The following is a 20,788-nucleotide window of genomic DNA, read 5'->3' as shown; positions in this document are numbered from 1 at the left end:
ATGTTCTTTCTGCTATAATGTTTCTTGATAAACATAGAAGAGGTGCAAATCGTGGGATTACATATTGTATTATACCAACCTGAAATACCAGCAAATACAGGAAATATTGCAAGAACATGTGCAGGAACAAATACGTCCTTACATTTAATTAGACCACTCGGGTTTTCAACGGAAGATAAAATGTTAAAGCGAGCGGGGTGCGATTACTGGCCGAATGTAAAAATTCATTATTATGATTCTGTAAACGAATTATTTGAAACATTCCCTGAAGGACAATTTTATTTTATTGAAACCGTTGGAACGAAAAACTACAGTGAATTTGATTATAGCGATAAAACAAAGGATATCTTTTTTGTCTTTGGAAGAGAAACAACAGGGCTACCCAAGGAATTACTAGAGGATAAAAAAGATGCGTGTTTACGTATACCGCAAACAGATAAAGTTCGCTCGTTAAATGTCTCAAATACAGCGGCGATTGTCATTTATGAGGCAATTCGTCAACAACAATTTGAAGGATTATCCTAAAAAAAAGAATGGCCATCCCCATTGGTGGCCATTCTTTTTTACTCATTAGTTTTTATGAGGTTTGTCTTCATAGCCTGCTGTAAAAATTGAAACAAGAAATACAGCACAGACACCTAAAATTAGAAGTGTTCCCATGTTATGTCCTCCTTAAAAAGCGATAAAGGCCATGCTCTTTTATTATAGTGCATTCATTGGGCGTTGTGAATGTATGAGAAGAGAAATTTGTGAGGAATTTTTCTATTGTGTATAATGAAGATATATTAATGATTAGGAAATGAGGGAAGAAAATGTATGTCGTAATGAATGAATTACATGTTCCAAAAGAAGCAAAGGACCATTTATCAAAACGTTTTGGAGCAAGTGCCCAAAATATGAAAGAAGTACCAGGGTGCTTGGAATTTATGTTTTTAAACAATGAACAAGAAGATGGCAAGCAAATTGTGTTTACGAAATGGGAATCAAAAGCGGATTATGAAGCTTGGTTACATAGTGATGCTTTTAAAAATGCGCATAAAGAAAAACGCGAGTCTAAAGAAAAAGGACCTACAACAAGCAATGAATTAAATGCATACGAAGTCCTGTATCATACGTAATAAAGAAAGTGTATGAAAAGGAGATTTCTCCTTCTCGTGCACTTTTTATTTGTTGGAGAAAGAGGATGGATATAGGATTGCTTTTTTTGTCATTCGTATGTATGATCAGTTTGCAATGAATATATGTTCGTGTAGGAGTTTATGATGAAAAACACTTATTTAACGAGTCACTTTCCTTTATTTTCAATCTTTTTATTTAGTACATCCTTTTCGTTATATGCTGAAAGTTGGATTGTTAGTCAGCTCATTTATTTTGGGTTATACGAAGGGATGATGGACTTTTTCTCAGAAGGCGGGATTAAGTTAACATTACTCTTTCTCTTGCTTTTGCTATTTTTTATGATTTTTTCAGCGTTAAAACTAATATCTGATACGAATATTCAGTTGTCGTTATTATTTTTCTCAAAAGATGTTGAAGGCAACGATTTACAACGGATTCGATCAGGATCTTGGATTTTTTTAATTGCAAGTGCACTTTCCTTATTAGTGACAAATCACCTTCTCCTTATTGTCGGTCTATTCATCGGCGCTGTGTTTATATATTTTGTCTTTTTCTTGTACAAAGTTAGTGAATCGATGACGATTATGGGCATGATCGGGATGGTGTTTTTTCATATGTTATTCTGGTTTACTTTTATCCTAACCGTCGCCTATGCGTTAATGAAGCTTTATAATAGTTTTATTGCAAGCTTACCTTTTTAGATAACGTATCGGACATGTGTTCCGCTATTTCAAGAAAAACGTCGCTTTTTTGATTTCAAACGGACATGTGTTCCGTTACTTGACTAAAAACTACAGCGAAACTTACTGTTTATGTGGGTTTAACGGAATAAATGTCCGCTAGCATTTTATAAACGGTGCTTTTTGCTAAAGTAGCGGAACGTATGTCCGTAGTATTACCGTTTCAACAAAAAAAGCTGTCGAGAACATCGACAGCTTTATTTCATAATATCTCGCCATATTGATAAATGTGGTTTGCTTTGGCGGACATTTGCCATGCTTTCTTGTTTATCTTTTCCTACCCATACTCCAGTCGTATATTCATTCCTAATACCAACAAACCAAAAGTCATGATAACCATTCGTTGTTCCCGTTTTCCCACCAATATAGGAGCTTGAAAGATGAGCTTGTTTCCCTGTTCCTTCTGTAACGACACGGTTTAACAATGTTTTCATTTTGTCATTTGTTTGAGAAGACCATACACGAGTAGAAGAAGAAGGCCATTCATATAATGAATTTCCATTTAAATCTGTGACTTGTCGAATACCATACGCTTTTTCAAACTCACCATCATTAGCAAATGTAGTGTATGCATTGGTTAATTCATATGTTGACATCCCATGTGAAAAACCGCCGAGGGCAGATGGGAGTCCTTTGTCTTTCTCAATGACTTTTTCAAATTGAAACGGTTCTAAGTAGGAAAAAGCTGTTTCAATTCCAACTCGGTCTAAAATCCGAACAGCAGGCGTATTATAAGAGTGCATAAGTGCGGTTGAAATTGAAACATCGCCATATTCTCCACCACCGTAATTTTGCGGACAGTAGTTATTCTTACAATAATTGTTAGCGTTAATTTTGCTTTGAAGAGGGACTTCATACTCATTTAAATATGGCGCGTAAATCAATAAAGGCTTAATGGCAGAGCCTGGTTGACGGTAAGATTGATAGCCACGATGGAAACCAAATTTTTCAAACCCTTTCCCACCAGTAATCGCCACAACTTCATGTGTTGGGTGATGAATGACAGTAGCTGCCCCTTGAATGCTGTTTGGCAAATGTCGATTAAATGCATCGACAGCCTTTTTTTGTAGTAAAGGATCTAAGGCTGTTTCAATAATAATACCTTGCTCGAACAGCGTATTGATCCGTTCTTGTAACTGAAGTTCAATAGCTGCTTTTTCTTCATCTGATGCGGATTTCATTCTTTGTGTATAGCCCTCATTTTTAGCAATAAGCTGTTTGAATTCATGATGAATATACGTCACATAATCGGGGTATTGATCAATTCGCTTACTTTGATTTAGTGTAATCTTCTCATTTACGGCTTCGTCAAATTCTTCCTCTGAAATAACGTTAACCTCTAGCATCTTTTGTAGTATCCATTCTTGTCGTAAAACAGTGTTATCGAAGTTTGTTAATGGATTATAATGGGACGGATTATTCGGAACAGCACTTAAAAAAGCAATTTCAGCTAAAGTTAATTCAGAACTCGGCTTACTAAAGTAAAAGCGACTTGCAGCTTCAAAGCCATAAATATTATTTTGAAAAAAGATAGTGTTAATATATAGCTCAATAATTTGTTCTTTAGTAAATGTTTCTTCTAGCTTAAAAGCATATAAAAGTTCACTAATCTTTCGGTCATATGTTTGATTATGGCCTAAATACAAATTTCTTACGAGCTGTTGAGTAACAGTGCTTGCGCCTTGTTCGATGGAGTTAGATTGCATATTGACCATAAAAGCACGCGCAATCGCAGAAGGGTCGTACCCTTTATGCTCAAAAAAACGTCGGTCTTCTGTTGCCAAAAATGCTTCAATCACAAGTGGTGGAATTTCATCATATGGTAGATAAATTCGGTTTTCTGAATATACCTCTGATATGACCTCTTGATTTCGATCGACAATATAACTATTTGTTGATAATGAAATCGTATCGATTTGGATATTTTCATCTAGTACTTCATCGATGGATTGCACATAAGCAGCTTCTTCAGTTACAAGCACAAATATATAAGCAAAGGAAAAGAAAAATAACAGTGTAATAAGTAAACCCGTAGCAATTCGCATATTTAATCATCCTTATTTTTTATCATTATTATTGTATCTTACTCTGAAACAGAAGACTAGATTGAAAGATTGGAAATTAAAACTTAGGCGCAAGTAAACTTGTCGAAGCAGAGGAAAAAGGGACACCGAATTTTGAAAAAGCGCGAGCATGTTCATGAGTGTTTGTGCATAGGATGAAATAAACCAGCTAGGTGAGAATAAGGAGGAGGAGCCACATACATGGATATTTTAAATAAGATCAGAGAATATCGTGAAGAAGAACAGAAATTGACGTGGCGTGGAACTTTTGCGGAGTATTTGGAGATGGTAAAGGAACGGCCGCATATCGCTCAGACAGCACATTCTCGTGTTTACAATATGATTAAGGATGCTGGTGTAGAAGAAGTTGATGACAAAAAGGAATTTAAGTTTTTTAGTGATCAAATGTATGGAATTGAAGATTCCATTGAAAAATTAGTTGAAGAATACTTTCACTCGGCCGCAAAACGACTGGATGTGCGGAAACGGATATTATTGTTAATGGGGCCTGTTAGTGGAGGAAAATCAACGTTAGTGGCCATGTTAAAACGTGGGTTAGAACAATACTCCCGAACTGATAATGGTGCTGTTTATGCCATAGCTGGGTGCCCGATGCATGAAGATCCCCTTCATCTCATTCCTCATCATTTAAGAGATAGTTTTTATGAAGAATACGGAATTAAAATAGAAGGAAATCTATCTCCATTAAATATGATGCGAGTGGAGAAAGAATATGGTGGAAGAATTGAAGATGTAATGGTAGAACGAGTGTTTTTCTCTGAAGATAAACGTGTTGGCATAGGGACATTTAGCCCGTCAGATCCAAAGTCACAAGATATTGCCGATTTAACAGGCAGTATTGACTTCTCGACGATAGCTGAATATGGATCGGAATCAGACCCACGTGCGTATCGGTTTGATGGAGAGTTGAATAAAGCAAATAGGGGATTAATGGAGTTTCAAGAAATGCTTAAGTGTGATGAAAAGTTTTTATGGCACTTATTATCACTGACACAAGAAGGGAATTTTAAAGCAGGACGGTTTGCGTTAATTTCGGCTGATGAATTGATTGTCGCTCACACAAATGAATCTGAATACAAAGCTTTTATCTCAAACAAAAAGAACGAGGCGCTTCATTCACGAATTATTGTTATGAAAGTTCCTTACAACTTAAAGGTTTCGGAGGAAGAACGAATTTATAAAAAAATGATTAAAGAAAGTGATTTATCTCATGTTCATATCGCACCACATGCATTAAAAATTGCTGCAATTTTCACAATATTAACACGGCTAAGTGTACCGAAAAAAGCGGGTGTTGATTTAATTAAGAAAATGAAATTATATAATGGGGAAATGATTGAAGGATACAACGCTCAAGATGTTGAAGAGCTTAAAAAGGAAGATCCAGACGAAGGAATGACAGGAATCGATCCACGTTACGTTATTAATCGAATTTCCTCGGCAATAATTCGTAAACAATTAACATCGATTAGTGCGCTAGATGTCCTTCGTTCCATAAAAGAAGGTTTAGAATCACACGCATCGATTTCAAAAGAAGATAAAGAAAGATATATGGACTTTATTTCAATTGCTCGCAGAGAATATGATGACATCGCGAAAAAAGAAGTACAAAAAGCGTTTGTTTACTCTTATGATGAGTCTGCTAAAACATTAATGGATAACTATCTTGATAATGTGGAGGCGTATTGTAATAAAAATAAACTTCAAGACCCATTAACAGGAGAAGAAATGTCTCCAGATGAAAAATTAATGCGGTCGATTGAAGAACAAATTGGTATATCAGAAAATGCGAAAAAAGCGTTCAGAGAAGAAATTCTTATTCGAATTTCCGCATATGCGAGGAAAGGGAAGAAGTTTGATTATAATTCACATGAAAGATTACGTGAAGCCATACAGAAGAAACTATTTGCTGACTTAAAAGACATCGTTAAAATTACAACGTCAACGAAAACGCCAGATGAATCACAATTGAAGAAAGTAAATGAAGTCATTGCAAGATTAATAGATGAGCACGGATACAATTCCGTTTCAGCAAATGAATTGCTTCGCTATGTTGGAAGTTTATTAAATAGATAATCAGAAAACCCGACTCTTAGAGTCGGGTTTTCTGATTAAAATAACCAAAATGATTTAATCTTTTTAAATAATGGATTTTCATCAATCCGATTTGGGCTTATTTTCTCTACAGGGTGGTAATCAGTATCGACAATCCTCCAAGGAACGGTTCGTTGATTAGGAGTCAGAAGAAGAGGACGTTGTGTAATGTCTTCCTTGATTTGAGTATCTTCAATATCTCTAATTTCGCTAGCTGACCAATCTGAAAAATCAATATTCCACCCTTTTATCTCACTTAAAGGGATCGTGGATATATCAATTTCAATGGGGTCTTCATCCATTGATTTTTGTATGGTTTTGTCAGTGTCTTCAACAGTAAAGGTTAGTTGATAGCCTTTCTTTAAAGGGACGTTTTCGGTTGAGACGATCCCTTCTGTTAAATAAATGCTATATGTTTCTCCAGGTGTGTAGTTTCCTTTAGGAGGTAAAATGGTGATGGTTTGACTTCCATCATGAATAATAAACGAGTCCATTTTCTTTCCGTTTGAATCAAGTAAATATAAATTATTATCTGTAATGGAATGGTTGGCAATAGGTGAACTGAATGAAATAGACCAAGATTTATCTGGTTGTACGATATGATTTTCTGCGAGTTGTTCAAAAGCAACTTCTTCATTTACTAATGTAATTGATTCAGGTTCTGCGACATCTTTAGGTAAAAGTTTTAAAGCTTTTGGATATGTGTCTGTTGTATACGTAACATGATGTTCGTTTGATTGTGTTTGTAACAATCGATAATAAACAAGGATTCCATCATCGCCATGACGGATCGTACGAATTTGGATGTCTTCACCGTTTTCTCGTTTCTCCTGTAACATGAGCTGAAGCATTCCATTATCAATCGAATATGAAACGCCATCTTCGTTAGGTGGTGATTCATTTGTTTGGGCATAAGCCGCTGTAAAACTAAAGAAAAGGAAAACAACGAAACTTATGGAGAGGGTTAATACCGTTTTCATCTCATCACCTTACTTTAAATTTTTGCGTTCCTAATATATATAGCCATATTTTAAAAATTCATGCTTAATAATCGAACTTCTTATTGTATTAGACGAACATTGCACAAAAAAAGTTTCATGTTTTTTTCTTTTTATTAATAAAGTAGTAAGAACTCCATGATTTCTCAATTTACCAAGAGCCTCGAAACAAGTCAATGAAGGGATTTTGACAAGAAAATACATGACAAGACTAGTCTAGTCTTACAATGACAAAGGATGACAACTTGTCCTTTAAAAACAATGCAATTTGTCAGAATTTATTAGCAACTCTCTTGTCTCGTTGCATAGGATAGAGTAAGCACAAACTTACAATGAACAGTGACGATGTCAGATAATGCGTCAACAACATTATATGTTTACAGTGAATTGTGGTGACAGAAAGTTAATAAAAAAACGAGTATACAACTTGATAAGCTGAAGAGAAAAAGAATTGTCAAGGAGGGGATTCGTATGAAGAAGAAAAATGATAATTATAATTTTGTGGTTTCTAAAGAAAATTGGTCCCTTCATCGTAAAGGTCAACAAGATCAAAGAAGGCACCAAGAGAAAGTGCAGGAAGCTATTCAAAAAAACTTACCGGATTTAGTGAGTGAAGAAAACATTGTCATGTCCAATGGAAGGGAAGTTATAAAAATCCCAATTCGTTCACTTGATGAATACAAAATTCGCTATAATTATGACAAAACAAAGCATGTTGGCCAAGGAAAAGGCGATAGCAAAGTCGGTGATGTTGTTGCAAGAGACCCAAATGCAGCTAGACAACAAGGAGCAGGTAAAGGTGAAGGAGCGGGGGATCAAGCAGGAGAGGATTATTTCGAAGCTGAAGTATCCATTATGGAACTACAAGATATGTTATTTCGTGAGTTAGAGTTACCCAATTTACAACGAAAAGATCAAGATGAAATCATTGTTGAGAATATTGAATTTAATGATATTCGAAAAAAAGGGCTGATGGGGAATATTGATAAGCGCCGAACGATTTTAACAGCAATCAAGCGAAATGCCCTTGAAGGACGCCCAGGAATTTCTCCGATTTATAATGATGATTTACGCTTTAAAACATGGAATGAAACCGTAAGACCTGAATCAAAAGCAGTTGTATTAGCAATGATGGATACAAGTGGTTCAATGGGGCGATGGGAAAAATATATGACGAGAAGCTTTTTCTTTTGGATGACTCGATTTCTCCGAACAAAATATGAGACTGTAGAGATTGAATTTATCGCTCATCATACAGAAGCAAAAGTTGTAACAGAAGATGATTTCTTTTCCAAAGGAGAAAGTGGAGGAACAATTTGCTCTTCCGCTTATCGAAAAGCATTAGAACTTATTGAAAGCAAATATGACCCGAAAAGCTACAATATATACCCATTTCATTTCTCAGATGGAGATAACTTAACGTCAGACAATGCCCGGTGTTTAAAACTCGTGAACGAGCTCATGGACGTCTCAAGTATGTTTGGGTATGGGGAAGTCAATCAATACAGCCGCCATTCCACATTAATGAGTGCGTATAAAAACATTAAAGATGAACGATTCCGCCATTATATTTTAAAGGAAAAAGCAGATGTGTATCATGCAATGAAGACGTTTTTTAAAAAGGATGAAGTTCCGGTCTGAAAAATTAAATTTGATTTGTAACAAGCTGTCGAGAAATGTATCGACAGCTTTTTTTTGTTGTGGTTGGAGATTGTGCATATGCTAATCAAGGAATAAAATAGATTAGAAGGAGTTAACATCCAGAAACAACAGATTCTAAGAAAGAAGGGACTACATGAATAGTAGAAAAGAAACATGGCAATTCATGAAAGCAAAAGGTAAGGCCTATAATCTTATCATTCAACCTCTTTTCTTTTCTGGAATAACAACAATAACAATGATAATTATCAATTTCTTGTTTTTATGGTATGACTTTGGACTAAGTAAGGCAAACGACCTTTTTGTAAATGGGATTTTATCTGGCTGGTTTCTTTTATTATTCTTATTTTTAGGAATGTACATTATACTAGCATTATTGAATGGGATTAGATGGATATATTATAAAAATAAAATGTAATAAAGATGTTTTTTCTGAAAATTATGTTGGTTACTGTCAAGCTGTCGAGAAATGTATCGACAGCTTTTTTGTTGGTGATTGGAGTTGTTTTTGCAATTCCTACGGACACCTGTTCCACTATTCTAAGAAATAATAGCGTTTGGTTGATGCTATCGGACATCTTTACCGATACATTAGCAAAAATGAGGTTTTTCCTTATTGATTCCGCTAAATAGCGGAATATTTGTCCGAACCGAGATTATTGAACTTGAAGCTGCATTCTAAGCAAATAATATTCTTGAATTTACATTCAGGTAATGGAAACTATATATAATGTTAGGAATAATTTAACGAAAGATTTATACAATTAAAACTTCTTCATTATTCCTCGTTTAGACTAAAGAGGAATCTTATATAGGGGAGGAAAAATTGTGAAAAGAAACGGGAAAAAATCATTAAGTGTGTTTTTGGTTTTAGCCATTGTAATGAATTTCTTTAGTGCAGGTATTAGTGCAGCACAGCCTGTTAGTACAATGTTTACAGAAACGTTTGACGGTTCAAATGCAACGAACTCTTATTCAGATGGTTCATTTATAGGTGAACATGGTGTGGAATGGACATATACACATTCCCGTAATGAAGGAGATTTCGCGATTGATGGAAATGGCCTAATGTTACGAGACAAAAACTATAATAGTAAAATTACTTCTTCTCCAATGAAAGAAGGAGTATCGACTGTTTCTATTCAATATCGAAAAGCATTCACAGGTTCATCGCCTAGAACAATTGAAGTGTACATAAATGGTGAGCATAAGAAAACAAGTGATGTGTTCGGAAATTTCAGTGGTGCTGATGCAACGGTTCATACTCTTGAGCTTTCTGATTTACAAGTATCAAACGATGCCGTTATTGAAATCAGAGCTGGTGGGGCACAAGTTGTAATTGATAACATCACATGGACAAGCTTCAGTGGTGACATTTCTAAAGTAGCTAATGTTCAAGCTTCTCCGTCAACTGGACAAGTTGAAGAGAATACAGAAGTTACATTATCTACTACAACAAAAGATGCCACAATTCACTATACTATCGATGGACAAACACCGACAATTCACAGTCCTGTATATACGTCTCCTATTTTAATAACTAGTGATACAACGGTTAAAGCAATGGCAACGAAAGAGGGTCTCCAACAAAGTGATGTTTCTACTTTTATGTATACAGTAAAACAATCGTTAGAAATTATGAGCATTGCAGATGCCCGCGTGTTAGCTGATGGTACAGAAGCAAAAATTGAAGGAATCGTTACACATTCAATTGTGGCTGGTGGAAAAACGAATTATTTTATCCAAGATGATACAGCTGGAATCATTGTGCGTGTTGCAGGATTTACAGCTAAGCCAGGCGATAAAATCCAAGCAAAAGGAAAGTTGCTTGATTATTATGGGATGGCACAATTAGATTTATCTTCTGGAAATGACGCGCAAATCGTGGAAGCCAATGTAGGTGTTCCTGAACCGAAAAAAATTATCTCAACAGATTTACTTGCCCAAAACGGTGAAGTATATGAAGGACAATTAGTTGAAGTTCATAATGTAACCGTGACAAGTGTCGCTTCTAGTAACTACAAAGCAACAGATGGAAAAGGAGAATTCGTTGTTCAATCAGTGGAAGGGTATCCGTCTGTTGGAAAAACATATGATGTTATCATTGGTGTTGTCAACTATGATTGGAATGAATATAAAGTGACTCCTCGTTCCTCAGAAGATGTTATTGAAGAAGTATTTTCTGTTATTGCTAACCCTTCATCAGGAGGAGTTATGAAAGGGTCGGCTGTCACCTTGACTACCCCAACTAAAGGAGGAACAATTTATTACACCGTTGACGGAACAACACCAACTACAAAAAGTCTACTTTATACAGAGCCTATAGTTATTGATAAAGACGTAACAATTAAAGCGATTGTTCAAGATAAACAAGGAGAAGAAAGTGCTGTTTATACGTTTCGTTATCAAGTGCTTCTTCCATTAAATTCGTTACGTATTCATGATATTCAAGGGGAAGCACATCGCTCACCTTATGAAAATCAAAATGTACAAAATGTTGAAGGAATTGTCACATTTACGGTAAGTAGTGGATTTTATATGGAAGATCCATCACCAGATGATAATCCACATACATCAGAAGGAATTTATGTTTACAAGCCTTCTCATGGTATGAAAGTCGGAGATGAAGTGGAAGTTTCCGGGGTTGTCTCAGAGTTTTATGGGACAACAAGTGAAGGATATGATGATAGAAGTGAAACGCATTTACCTGTGACACAAATAAATGCAGCGAGCGGAACTGTCCAAGTTGTTGCTCAAAATCAATTAGATAAACTATCTGCTCCAGTGATATTAGGAGTAGATGGAAGAGTGATCCCAACAGATTCTATCGATAGTGATGGCTTAGAAACATTTAATCCAGAAGTGGATGCGATTGATTTTTATGAGAGTGTAGAAGGAATGCGGGTTCAATTCCATGATGCTTGCGTTGTTGCTCCACAAAAATATGGAGAAGTTGTTGTTACCGTTGATAATGGAGTAGAAAAGGTCCGAACGGAAAACGGCGGTGTTCTTTTATCTGAATCACATCAAAATCCAGACCGCTTGTTTGTCTCAGTAAATGATACGAACTTTAAAGCCAAAACAGGAGATTGTTTTGATGGAACGATAACAGGTGTTGTTGGATATACGTACAATAATTATAAAATTTTTACAAATAAAACAGACTTACCGCCATTAGTTGAAGGCGATGCAAAGCCTGTTGTTACAACGATTCGTCCACATGAAGATAAAGTAACAATTGCCAATTACAATGTTGAAAATTTATCTCCTAACACATCGGATGAAAAATTTGCGAAAATCGCACAATCACTTATTACAAATTTAAAGTCTCCTGACATTGTCGGTCTTGTTGAAATTCAAGACAATAATGGGAATACCGATAACGGAGTAACAGAGGCAAATGAAACTTATGAAAAATTAATTCATCATATTCAAAAATTAGGCGGACCAATATATAAGTATACCGATATTGCACCAGAAAATAATCAAGACGGTGGGGAACCTGGTGGAAATATTCGGGTAGGTTATATTTATAATTCAGAGCGTGTTCAACTAGCTCCGGGAGAAAAGGGTTCAGCCACAGAAGCAGTCGGATATGAAGGTGAAGCATTAACGTTAAATCCTGGTCGAATTGAACCACAAAATGAAGCGTTTAAAAGTAGTCGAAAGCCATTAGCGGCAGAATTTATATTTAATGGAGAAAAAATAATTGTCATCAATAATCACTTTAATTCAAAACGTGGAGACCAACCATTATTTGGTCGAAATCAACCACCGGTATTCGGTAGTGAAGTTCAACGCCATCAAATTGCTGAAATTATCAATGACTTTGTGACTGATGTGAAGGAAAAAAACAACAATGCAAATGTAGTTGTGTTAGGTGATTTAAATGACTACCAATTCAGTCAAACATTGAACATTTTAAAAGGTGAAGAGCTATCAAATATGATCGATGCTCTTCCAAAAGAAGAACAGTATACGTATGTTTATGAAGGAAACTCTCAAGTTCTCGATCATATTTTAGTGAGCAATCACCTTGTTGAACAAACAGAAGTCGACATTGTTAATATTAATGCTGATTTTATGGAAGTTCATGGTAGAGCAAGTGACCATGACCCTGTTCTAGTCCAAATTGATGTAACCCCTAGAGATTATTCGGGGACAGGTGAACTTGAGCTTAATTTAATCGGTAGATATGATAGTGGTGCAGGGTTTAACAAAAGTGGTGCTGAAATTGTTGTTTTTGACAAGAAAACAAAACGAGCGTTTATCGCAAACGGGGCTGATAGTGCGATTGATATTGTTGACTTATCCAATCCAACAAACTTAAATCTTCCGTTGAAAAAACGAATTGATGTCACTGAGCTTGATTTAGGTGAAGGATTTGTCATTGGAGATATTACAAGTATTGCAGTTCATCCTAATGGAAACTTTATCGCCTTTGCTGTTCCAGCAGAACCGAGAACAGACAATGGTCGAGTAGTACTAGCCGATATAAATGGAAAAGTAATTTCGAATGTCGAAGTTGGATCACTTCCAGATATGGTTACTTTTACACATGATGGACAATATATCCTTGTTGCGAACGAAGGAGAGCCAAATGATAGTTATACGATAGATCCAGAAGGAACCGTTTCTATCATTGATGTTTCTAAAGGAGCGCGTGTTAATCAAGATGATGTGACAACAGTAGGTTTCGGAAATTTATCACCAAATCAAATTGATGAAACTGTCCGAGTTTTTGGACCAAATGCCAGTCCAGCACAAGACTTTGAGCCAGAATATATTGTAGTTGCAGAAGATAATAAAACAGCATACGTAGCATTGCAAGAAAATAACGCAATTGCCACACTAGATTTAACAACAAAAGAATTTAAACATGTTCATGGACTTGGTTTTAAAGATCATTCTTTGTTTGAAAATGCAATGGACGTTTCAGATAAAGATGACAAAGTAAATATTCAACCATGGCCGGTATTAGGGATGTTTCAACCAGATGGAATAGACTACTTCAAAGCCAATGGAAAAAGTTATATTGTAACTGCTAATGAAGGAGATGCACGAGATTACAAAGGATTTTCAGAGGAAACACGTGCAGGTAGCAACAAAATTAAGAACAATGTTCAATTAAATGCTGATTTTTATGAGGGATATACGCAACAAGAACTTGACGTGCTAGTTGAAAATGGCCTGTTTAATGAAGAACAATTAGGAAGATTACGTGTCACATCTGAAATGGGCAAAAACGATGATGGAACATATGAAGCATTGTATAGCTTTGGTGGTCGTTCCTTCTCGATTTGGGATGCCAACAGTATGGAGCTAGTATTTGATAGTGGAAGTGATTTTGAACATATTACTCTTCACCACTTAGGAGAAGAACACTTTAACGCAAACCATACAGAAAATACAGGTGAAACAAGAAGTGATGATAAAGGTCCTGAACCAGAGGATGTAAAAATTGGTCAAGTTAATGGACAAACCTATGCGTTTATTGGACTTGAGCGTGTTGGTGGAATTATGGTGTACAACATTACAAATCCAAGTGAACCTGTTATTGTAACGTATTACAATAGTCGTGATTTTTCTAAAGACCCGGCTAGTGGTGAAGCTGGTGATCTTGGAACCGAAGGATTAATGTTTATTCCAAAAGAAGACAGCCCTACAGGAAAAACAATGTTACTTGCTGCCAACGAAGTGTCAGGTACATTATCTGTATATGAAGTGACATCCCCTGGAGAAGACCCGGTTGAGACATCAAATGATTTTGAGCTAACTGTGATGCATACAAACGATACTCATGCTCATTTAGATAGTGTGGCTCGTCGTATTACAGCGATTCGTTCCATTCGAGATGAAGTAACTCAATCATTGTTATTAGATGCAGGGGACGTGTTCTCAGGTACGCTGTTCTTTAATCAATATTTAGGGCAAGCAGACTTAGAATTTATGAACATGGCTGAATATGATGCAATGGTTCCTGGTAACCATGAATTTGATAAAGGACCAAAAGTATTTGCTGATTTCATTAAGAACGCCGAGTTTCCATTTGTAAGTTCTAACATCGATTACAGCAATGAACCAGAACTAAGTCTGTTATTTAAAGATGAAGTTGGAAGCCCAGGAGAAAATGGATATTTATACCCTGCTATCATTAAAGAAATTAATGGAGAACAAGTAGGGATTTTCGGACTAACAACAGAAGACACTGCGTTTATAGCCAATCCTGGTGAAAATATCGTATTTGAAGATTATCTTGAAAAGGCCCAGTTAACTGTGGATATGTTAAAAGAAGAAGGCATAAACAAAATTATAGCTGTAACACATCTTGGTTATCGGTATGATGTAATATTAGCTGAAACGGTGGAAGGAATTGATATCGTTGTTGGTGGACACAGTCATACGTTTGTTGAAGAACCGGTAGTGATTGAGCAATTTGAAGACCCAACATTAGTTGTTCAGGCAAAAGAATACGGAGAATATTTAGGGCGTCTTGATGTTGTCTTTGATGAAGAAGGTGTTCTCCAATCTTGGAATGGTCAACTCATTGAAGTGGACAGTAAAGATGAACAAGGGAATTTTATCTATGAAGAGGATCAAGTGGCGGCAGAGCGATTAAAAGAACTGCAAGGCCCGATAGACGAATTGAAGAAAATGGTCGTTGGGAAAACAACCGTTCATTTAGATGGAGAAAGAAGTAATATTCGTTCAAAAGAAACGAATTTAGGAAATTTAATTGCAGATGGAATGTTAGCAAAAGCAAAAGAAAGTGTGAATGCTGAAATTGCCATTCAAAATGCTGGAGGGATTCGTGCTTCCATTCCTGCTGGGGACATTACATTAGGTGATGTGCTGACAGTTATGCCATTTGCGAACAATTTAGTAACAATGGAGTTAACGGGTACTGAGATTGTAGAGGCCCTAGAAAATGGAGTAAGTAAAGTAGAAGAAGGAAATGGTCGTTTCTTACAAGTAGCAGGTGTTCGCTTTAGTTATGATGTTACACAACCTGCATTGAATCGAGTATTCAATGTTCAAGTGGAAACAAAAGCTGGTTATGTTGATATTGACGAATCCAAGTCTTATATTGTTGCAACAAATGCATTTTTAGCTGACGGTGGAGACGGATTCACAGTATTAAAACAAGCGAAAGATGAAGGAAGAATGACTGAGTTATTTATTCCGGACTATGATGTATTCACTGATTACCTCCACCGGATTGGAACAGTTGGAGATGAATATGCTCAACCAGAAGGAAGAATCATCACTGCGTCAAAGCCTAATGAAGATGACCCAGGTGAAGAAAATCCAGGGACAGACCCTATAGAGGAAAATCCGGGAACAGACCCAGAAAAACCAGGTGATGACAAAGACAAAGATAAAGACAAAGATAAAGACAAAGATAAAGACAAAGACAAAGACAAAGACAAAGACAAGGACAAAGATAAAGATAAAGACAAAAATAAAGTAGTAAAAGCAAAACCAACGATTTCAAATGGTGTTGCAACGGTAACACGTAAAGATATGGATAAACTTGTCGATAATGGAGTATTACTCATCGATATTAGTAACCAAAATGAAACAGAAATGAATATCGTGTTTGATAAAGGCCAAGTAGAGCAATTAAAGAAGAAAAATGTTATCATTATCATTCAAAAAGATGATGTACAACTGGATATTCCATCTTCTGTATTTAAGAATGGGAATGAAGCAGTTACCGTTACGATTACAAAAATGAAGGATATGAAACGAGCATTAAGTTCTGTATATGATTTTAAAATAACTCAAGGAAAGATAGTCATTTCTACATTTGATGAAGCGATTACGTTAACATTTGCAATCGATAAGAAGAAAGTGAAAGATGAAAAAAAGGTGAATGTTTTTTACTGGAATGAAACAAAAAAGCATTGGGAGAGCCTAGGTGGTAGTTATCACAATGGGAAAGTAAGTGCACTAACGAATCATTTTAGTACATTTACAGTTTTCGATGAAAATGAAGAAGAACTTAAGAATAAAGAGGACGTGCTCCCTACACCGGGTGATACAAAGAAAGGAAAGAATAATCCTCTTCCGAAAACAGCAACAAATGTATACAATTGGATTTTAATCGGAATGGGTTTTCTTCTATTGGGAGTGAGTTCATTCTGGCTTCAAAGAAAGAAAAGAGTAATACTTAAATAATGACTAAACCCTATTGTCCTATTGAAGGACAGTAGGGTTTTTGTCGAAAAAGGTAAAAATAACTATATTTATGCAAACGATACATTTTTATATTGACATTATAATTTAAACCATAATAGTATTGAAAGTGAAAACGGTTGCACTAATTATTCAAATAGGAGGTGAGATAAGGAAAAATAATTTGAATTTAGTGTTTTTTTTAGTAAAGGAAAGAAAGCGTTTACAATGCACTTGTTTTCATTTTACGTGAAACAGATGGTTAACAATTAAGGAGGAGTATGTTTGAAAAAGAATTTATGGCATCGTTCACTTTTATTTATTATCATCAGTCTTTTAGTATTTTCCCCTAGTTCTTTATCTTTTAGTTTCACTTCAGCAGTCGTACAAGCTGAAGATAACAATCCTAATACACTCAGAATCCATTATCAGAAGCAAGATGGGAATTATGAAAATTGGGGATTATGGACATGGGGAGACGTAAAATCTCCGACAGATGGATGGCCAACCGGAGCTCTTTCATTTGAAGAAGCTGAAGATGGAAATGCGTATGTGGATGTTGAATTAACAGAAGGAGCAACACAAATCGGATTCCTTGTAGTCAACAAACAAACAGAAGAAAAAGATGGAGGAGATAAGACATTTCTCATTTCCTCACAAAATATAAATGAAATCTGGATTCAAGAAGGCTCAGATCAAGTGTATACATATGAACCAGTTTCTTTAGATGAAAACCAAGTTAGAATTCATTATGTTAATGAAAGTGGAAACTATGAAAATCTAGGTTTGTGGCTTTGGGATGATGTCGTGAATCCTTCAGAAAACTGGCCATCAGGAGCAAAAGCGTTTGATGGAGTTGGACGATATGGGGCCTATGTCGATGTTGATGTTAAGGATAACGCAAGTAAAATTGGTTTCCTTGTTGTAAATAGAGTGAATGGACAACAAAGTGGGGATATGTCGTTTTCCTTATTAGAAGATTATAATCAGCTTTGGATAAGAGAGGGAGATTCGACGGTTTATATTTCCCCCTATTGGGAAACGCCAGTTGCTCTTATTTCAGGAGAAGTTTTATCTACTAATAAAATTGTTTTACAGTTTACGAGTGTAAAAGGAATGACAGAAGCTGACTTACTTGAACTACTTTCCATCTCTGATAAGGAAGGTAATCCAATTTCTATTACAGGTCTCACGATTAAAAATGATAGAACTGTAGAAGTATTTGTCGAGCTTGATTTAGAACAATCTCCTTTTTCTGTTACATTTGATGAAAAAACGATAACGGTCGGGACAGGATGGAGAATGATAGATGAATTATATGCTTATGATGGTGAGTTAGGTGCGACATTACATTCAAATGGGACAGCTACGTTAAAATTATGGTCACCTTCAGCAGATTCTGTTAGTGTTGTTCTTTACGATAAAAACAATCAAAACAATATCGTCCATGAAAACATCGAAATGACGTTAGGTGACAGAGGTGTCTGGCATGTTACATTACAACCTGAAAATACGGGCATTAATAATGTAAAAGGCTATTACTATCATTATAAAATTACAAGAGGAGAAGACACAGTTCTTGCTTTAGATCCTTATGCAAAATCTATGGCGACATGGAATAATTTTGGGGATGACCCGATTGGGAAAGCTGCTATTGTGAATCCAGCTAATATTGGTCCAAACCTTCAATATGCGAATATTGATGGATATGAGAAAAGAGAAGACGCAATCATTTACGAAGTGCATGTCCGTGATTTCACATCTGATCCGAGTATAGAAGGAGATCTACAATCTCAGTTCGGTACATTTACCGCTTTTATTGATAAGCTTGATTATATTGAACAATTAGGTGTAACACATGTACAGCTTTTACCTGTCATGAGCTATTTTTGGGCAAATGAATTTGAAAATAATGAAAGAATGCTAGAATATTCTTCGTCCGGTAATAACTATAATTGGGGGTATGACCCACATAGTTATTTTGCACCAACTGGAATGTATTCAGAAAATCCGGATGACCCAGAACTTCGAATCCAAGAACTCAAAATGTTAATTGATGAAATCCATAAACGAGGAATGGGTGTCATTCTCGATGTCGTGTATAACCATACGGCTCAAGTAGAAATTTTTGAAGATTTAGAACCGAATTACTATCATTTCATGGACGCTGATGGTACTCCACGGACTAGCTTTGGTGGTGGCCGTTTAGGTACAACACATGAAATGGCAAGAAGAATTTTAGTGGATTCTATTTTATATTGGACAGATGTATATAAGGTTGATGGTTTCCGTTTTGACATGATGGGTGACCATGATGCTGAGACGATTCAAATCGCTTATGACAAAGCCAAGCAATTAAACCCGAATATTCTGATGATCGGGGAAGGTTGGCGAACATATGTAGGAGATGAAGGTGAAACAGATGTTATGCCTGCAGACCAAGATTGGATGCAGTATACAGATAGTGTTGGTGTATTTTCAGATGAATTTCGTAATGAGTTAAAATCTGGGTTCGGAAGTGAAGGCCAACCCCGTTTCATTACAGGCGGTGCTAGAAATGTGCAACAAATTTTTGATAATATTAAAGCACAGCCACATAATTTTGTTGCGGATGACCCTGGAGATGTCGTTCCTTATATTGAAGCACATGACAATTTAACACTCCATGATGTGATTGCCCAGTCGATAAAAAAAGACCCGGATTATCACCAAGAAGAAATCCAACAACGAATTCGAATTGGAAATGCGATGGTATTGACTTCGCAAGGTACAGCATTTATTCATGCCGGTCAAGAGTTTGGTAGAACAAAACAATATAGAGAACAAACAACAGAAGCTCCATATAAATCGACATATATGGTAGATGAAAATGGCCAACCATTTGATTATCCATATTTTATTCATGATTCATATGACTCTTCAGATGCGATTAATATGTTTAATTGGGAACAAGCAACAAATGCGTCTGAATACCCTCTTCATAATGAAACGAGAGAATACACAACAGGATTAATTGAGTTGAGACGATCGACTGATGCCTTTCGTTTAGGTTCGAAAGCATTGGTAGATGAGAATGTTACGATAATCGAAGCTCCGGAAATGAAAGAGCGAGATTTAGTTATTGCGTATCGCAATGAGGCGACAAGCGGAGATGCGTATTATGTATTTGTGAACGCAGATTCTACTTCTCGCTCGTTAACAATTAGTGAAGATTTAACAAGAGGAGTTGTGTTAGTAGATAGTGATGAAGCGGGTACAGTGGAAGTATCTGAACAATCAGGCTTTCAATTAACATCTGAATCAATTGAATTAGAGCCATTAACAACGGTTATTATAAAATTGTCTAATGGTGAAGAAGAACCACCAACAACACCAGAGGAGCCAGTAGAAGAAGAACCTAAAGAAGAAGAGCCAAAAGAGGAAGAGCCATCGACTGAGGTTCCAGATGATTCGAAACAACCATTACAACCTACTCCGGATGAAGAAGGAGAAGGAACTGATGACGATAAGGTAGAAGAAAGTGAAGGAAAAGACAGTGATGACCAAGAAAACAGGTTGCCAAAAACAGCAACCCCATTATATACGTTTATGTTAATAGGGTTCATCGTAATAGTTGTTGGAGCCATTGTTTATATGTATCAACGAAAACAAAAAGGTACAATAGTAGATTAATTATTGTGACACAAAAGTCTTGTGTTTTTTGAGACTTTTGTGTCTTTTTCTGTTAGATAAGAAAATATAAAAATTTTGCTATAACAATGAAGCTTTGAGAGCTTATTCTTTCAAGCTTTTTATATTTATTACGAAACGAACACGTCAAACTTCGTTAAATGCAAATATAGCCGTTGTTATTAATACAGTGGTGAAGGACAAAATAAGGAGAAAGTGTCCTTCATAAAGGCGATGAAGGACAAAA

Annotated in this window: 10 protein-coding genes; 8 read left to right on the top strand and 2 right to left on the bottom strand. The window is 36.0% G+C overall.

Going from position 1 to position 20,788, the window contains the following annotated elements; translation table 11 throughout:
* The first annotated feature begins 51 nt into the window (after positions 1 to 51).
* The 3 genes from trmL to T323_RS0121385 all read left to right on the top strand — a co-directional run bounded on the left by trmL (position 52) and on the right by T323_RS0121385 (position 1,820).
* Entirely contained in the window at positions 52 to 525 is a 474-nt protein-coding gene (gene trmL / locus T323_RS0121400) for a tRNA (uridine(34)/cytosine(34)/5-carboxymethylaminomethyluridine(34)-2'-O)-methyltransferase TrmL (RefSeq protein ID WP_026675102.1), read from the top strand.
* 287 nt (positions 526 to 812) lie between these two features.
* Positions 813 to 1,118, top strand: coding sequence for an antibiotic biosynthesis monooxygenase family protein (locus T323_RS0121390; RefSeq protein ID WP_026675101.1), 306 nt, complete (start codon positions 813 to 815; stop codon positions 1,116 to 1,118).
* A 144-nt stretch (positions 1,119 to 1,262) separates the two neighbouring features.
* Positions 1,263 to 1,820: a DUF5366 family protein gene (locus tag T323_RS0121385; protein ID WP_026675100.1), complete on the top strand. Its 558-nt coding sequence runs from the start codon at positions 1,263 to 1,265 to the stop codon at positions 1,818 to 1,820.
* A gap of 236 nt (positions 1,821 to 2,056) precedes the next feature.
* Here the strand turns inward: T323_RS0121385 and T323_RS0121380 are convergent, their stop codons facing one another.
* Positions 2,057 to 3,904 (bottom strand): transglycosylase domain-containing protein, encoded by a 1,848-nt coding sequence (locus tag T323_RS0121380; protein ID WP_026675099.1) that lies wholly within the window; start codon positions 3,902 to 3,904, stop codon positions 2,057 to 2,059.
* A gap of 219 nt (positions 3,905 to 4,123) precedes the next feature.
* Between T323_RS0121380 and T323_RS0121375 the strand changes: the two genes are divergently transcribed.
* Positions 4,124 to 6,019, top strand: a complete 1,896-nt coding sequence (locus T323_RS0121375; RefSeq protein WP_026675098.1) for a PrkA family serine protein kinase — start codon at positions 4,124 to 4,126, stop codon at positions 6,017 to 6,019.
* A 35-nt stretch (positions 6,020 to 6,054) separates the two neighbouring features.
* On the opposite strand, the gene T323_RS0121370 is transcribed toward T323_RS0121375, so the two are convergent.
* On the bottom strand, positions 6,055 to 7,017 hold the full coding sequence (locus T323_RS0121370; RefSeq protein WP_026675097.1) for an Ig-like domain-containing domain: 963 nt from the start codon (positions 7,015 to 7,017) through the stop codon (positions 6,055 to 6,057).
* Between the two features lie 489 nt (positions 7,018 to 7,506).
* Between T323_RS0121370 and yhbH the strand changes: the two genes are divergently transcribed.
* The 4 genes from yhbH to T323_RS0121350 all read left to right on the top strand — a co-directional run bounded on the left by yhbH (position 7,507) and on the right by T323_RS0121350 (position 20,544).
* A complete protein-coding gene (gene yhbH, locus T323_RS0121365; protein ID WP_026675096.1) occupies positions 7,507 to 8,676 on the top strand; it encodes a sporulation protein YhbH in 1,170 nt (389 codons plus the stop codon).
* Between the two features lie 154 nt (positions 8,677 to 8,830).
* Positions 8,831 to 9,112, top strand: a complete 282-nt coding sequence (locus tag T323_RS0121360) for a hypothetical protein (RefSeq protein ID WP_026675095.1) — start codon at positions 8,831 to 8,833, stop codon at positions 9,110 to 9,112.
* 410 nt (positions 9,113 to 9,522) lie between these two features.
* Entirely contained in the window at positions 9,523 to 16,875 is a 7,353-nt protein-coding gene (locus T323_RS28170) for a choice-of-anchor I family protein (RefSeq protein WP_051556661.1), read from the top strand.
* A gap of 282 nt (positions 16,876 to 17,157) precedes the next feature.
* On the top strand, positions 17,158 to 20,544 hold the full coding sequence (locus T323_RS0121350) for a pullulanase (RefSeq protein ID WP_084309361.1): 3,387 nt from the start codon (positions 17,158 to 17,160) through the stop codon (positions 20,542 to 20,544).
* The last annotated feature ends 244 nt before the right edge of the window (positions 20,545 to 20,788 follow it).

Source organism: Alkalihalobacillus bogoriensis ATCC BAA-922 (assembly GCF_000621445.1).
GTDB classification, from domain to species: Bacteria; Bacillota; Bacilli; order Bacillales; family Bacillaceae_F; genus Bacillus_AO; species Bacillus_AO bogoriense.
The sequence above is the reverse complement of the archived record's forward strand: the minus strand, read 5'-3'. Positions and strand labels throughout refer to the sequence as shown.

What these genes read in the sequence shown, in the direction of transcription:
- T323_RS0121390 (WP_026675101.1), top strand. Translation starts at nt 813, where the DNA reads ATGTATGTCGTAATGAATGAATTACATGTTCCAAAAGAAGCAAAGGAC.
- T323_RS0121385 (WP_026675100.1), top strand. Translation starts at nt 1,263, where the DNA reads ATGAAAAACACTTATTTAACGAGTCACTTTCCTTTATTTTCAATCTTT.
- T323_RS0121380 (WP_026675099.1), bottom strand. Translation starts at nt 3,904, where the DNA reads ATGCGAATTGCTACGGGTTTACTTATTACACTGTTATTTTTCTTTTCC.
- T323_RS0121375 (WP_026675098.1), top strand. Translation starts at nt 4,124, where the DNA reads ATGGATATTTTAAATAAGATCAGAGAATATCGTGAAGAAGAACAGAAA.
- T323_RS0121370 (WP_026675097.1), bottom strand. Translation starts at nt 7,017, where the DNA reads ATGAAAACGGTATTAACCCTCTCCATAAGTTTCGTTGTTTTCCTTTTC.
- yhbH (WP_026675096.1), top strand. Translation starts at nt 7,507, where the DNA reads ATGAAGAAGAAAAATGATAATTATAATTTTGTGGTTTCTAAAGAAAAT.
- T323_RS0121360 (WP_026675095.1), top strand. Translation starts at nt 8,831, where the DNA reads ATGAATAGTAGAAAAGAAACATGGCAATTCATGAAAGCAAAAGGTAAG.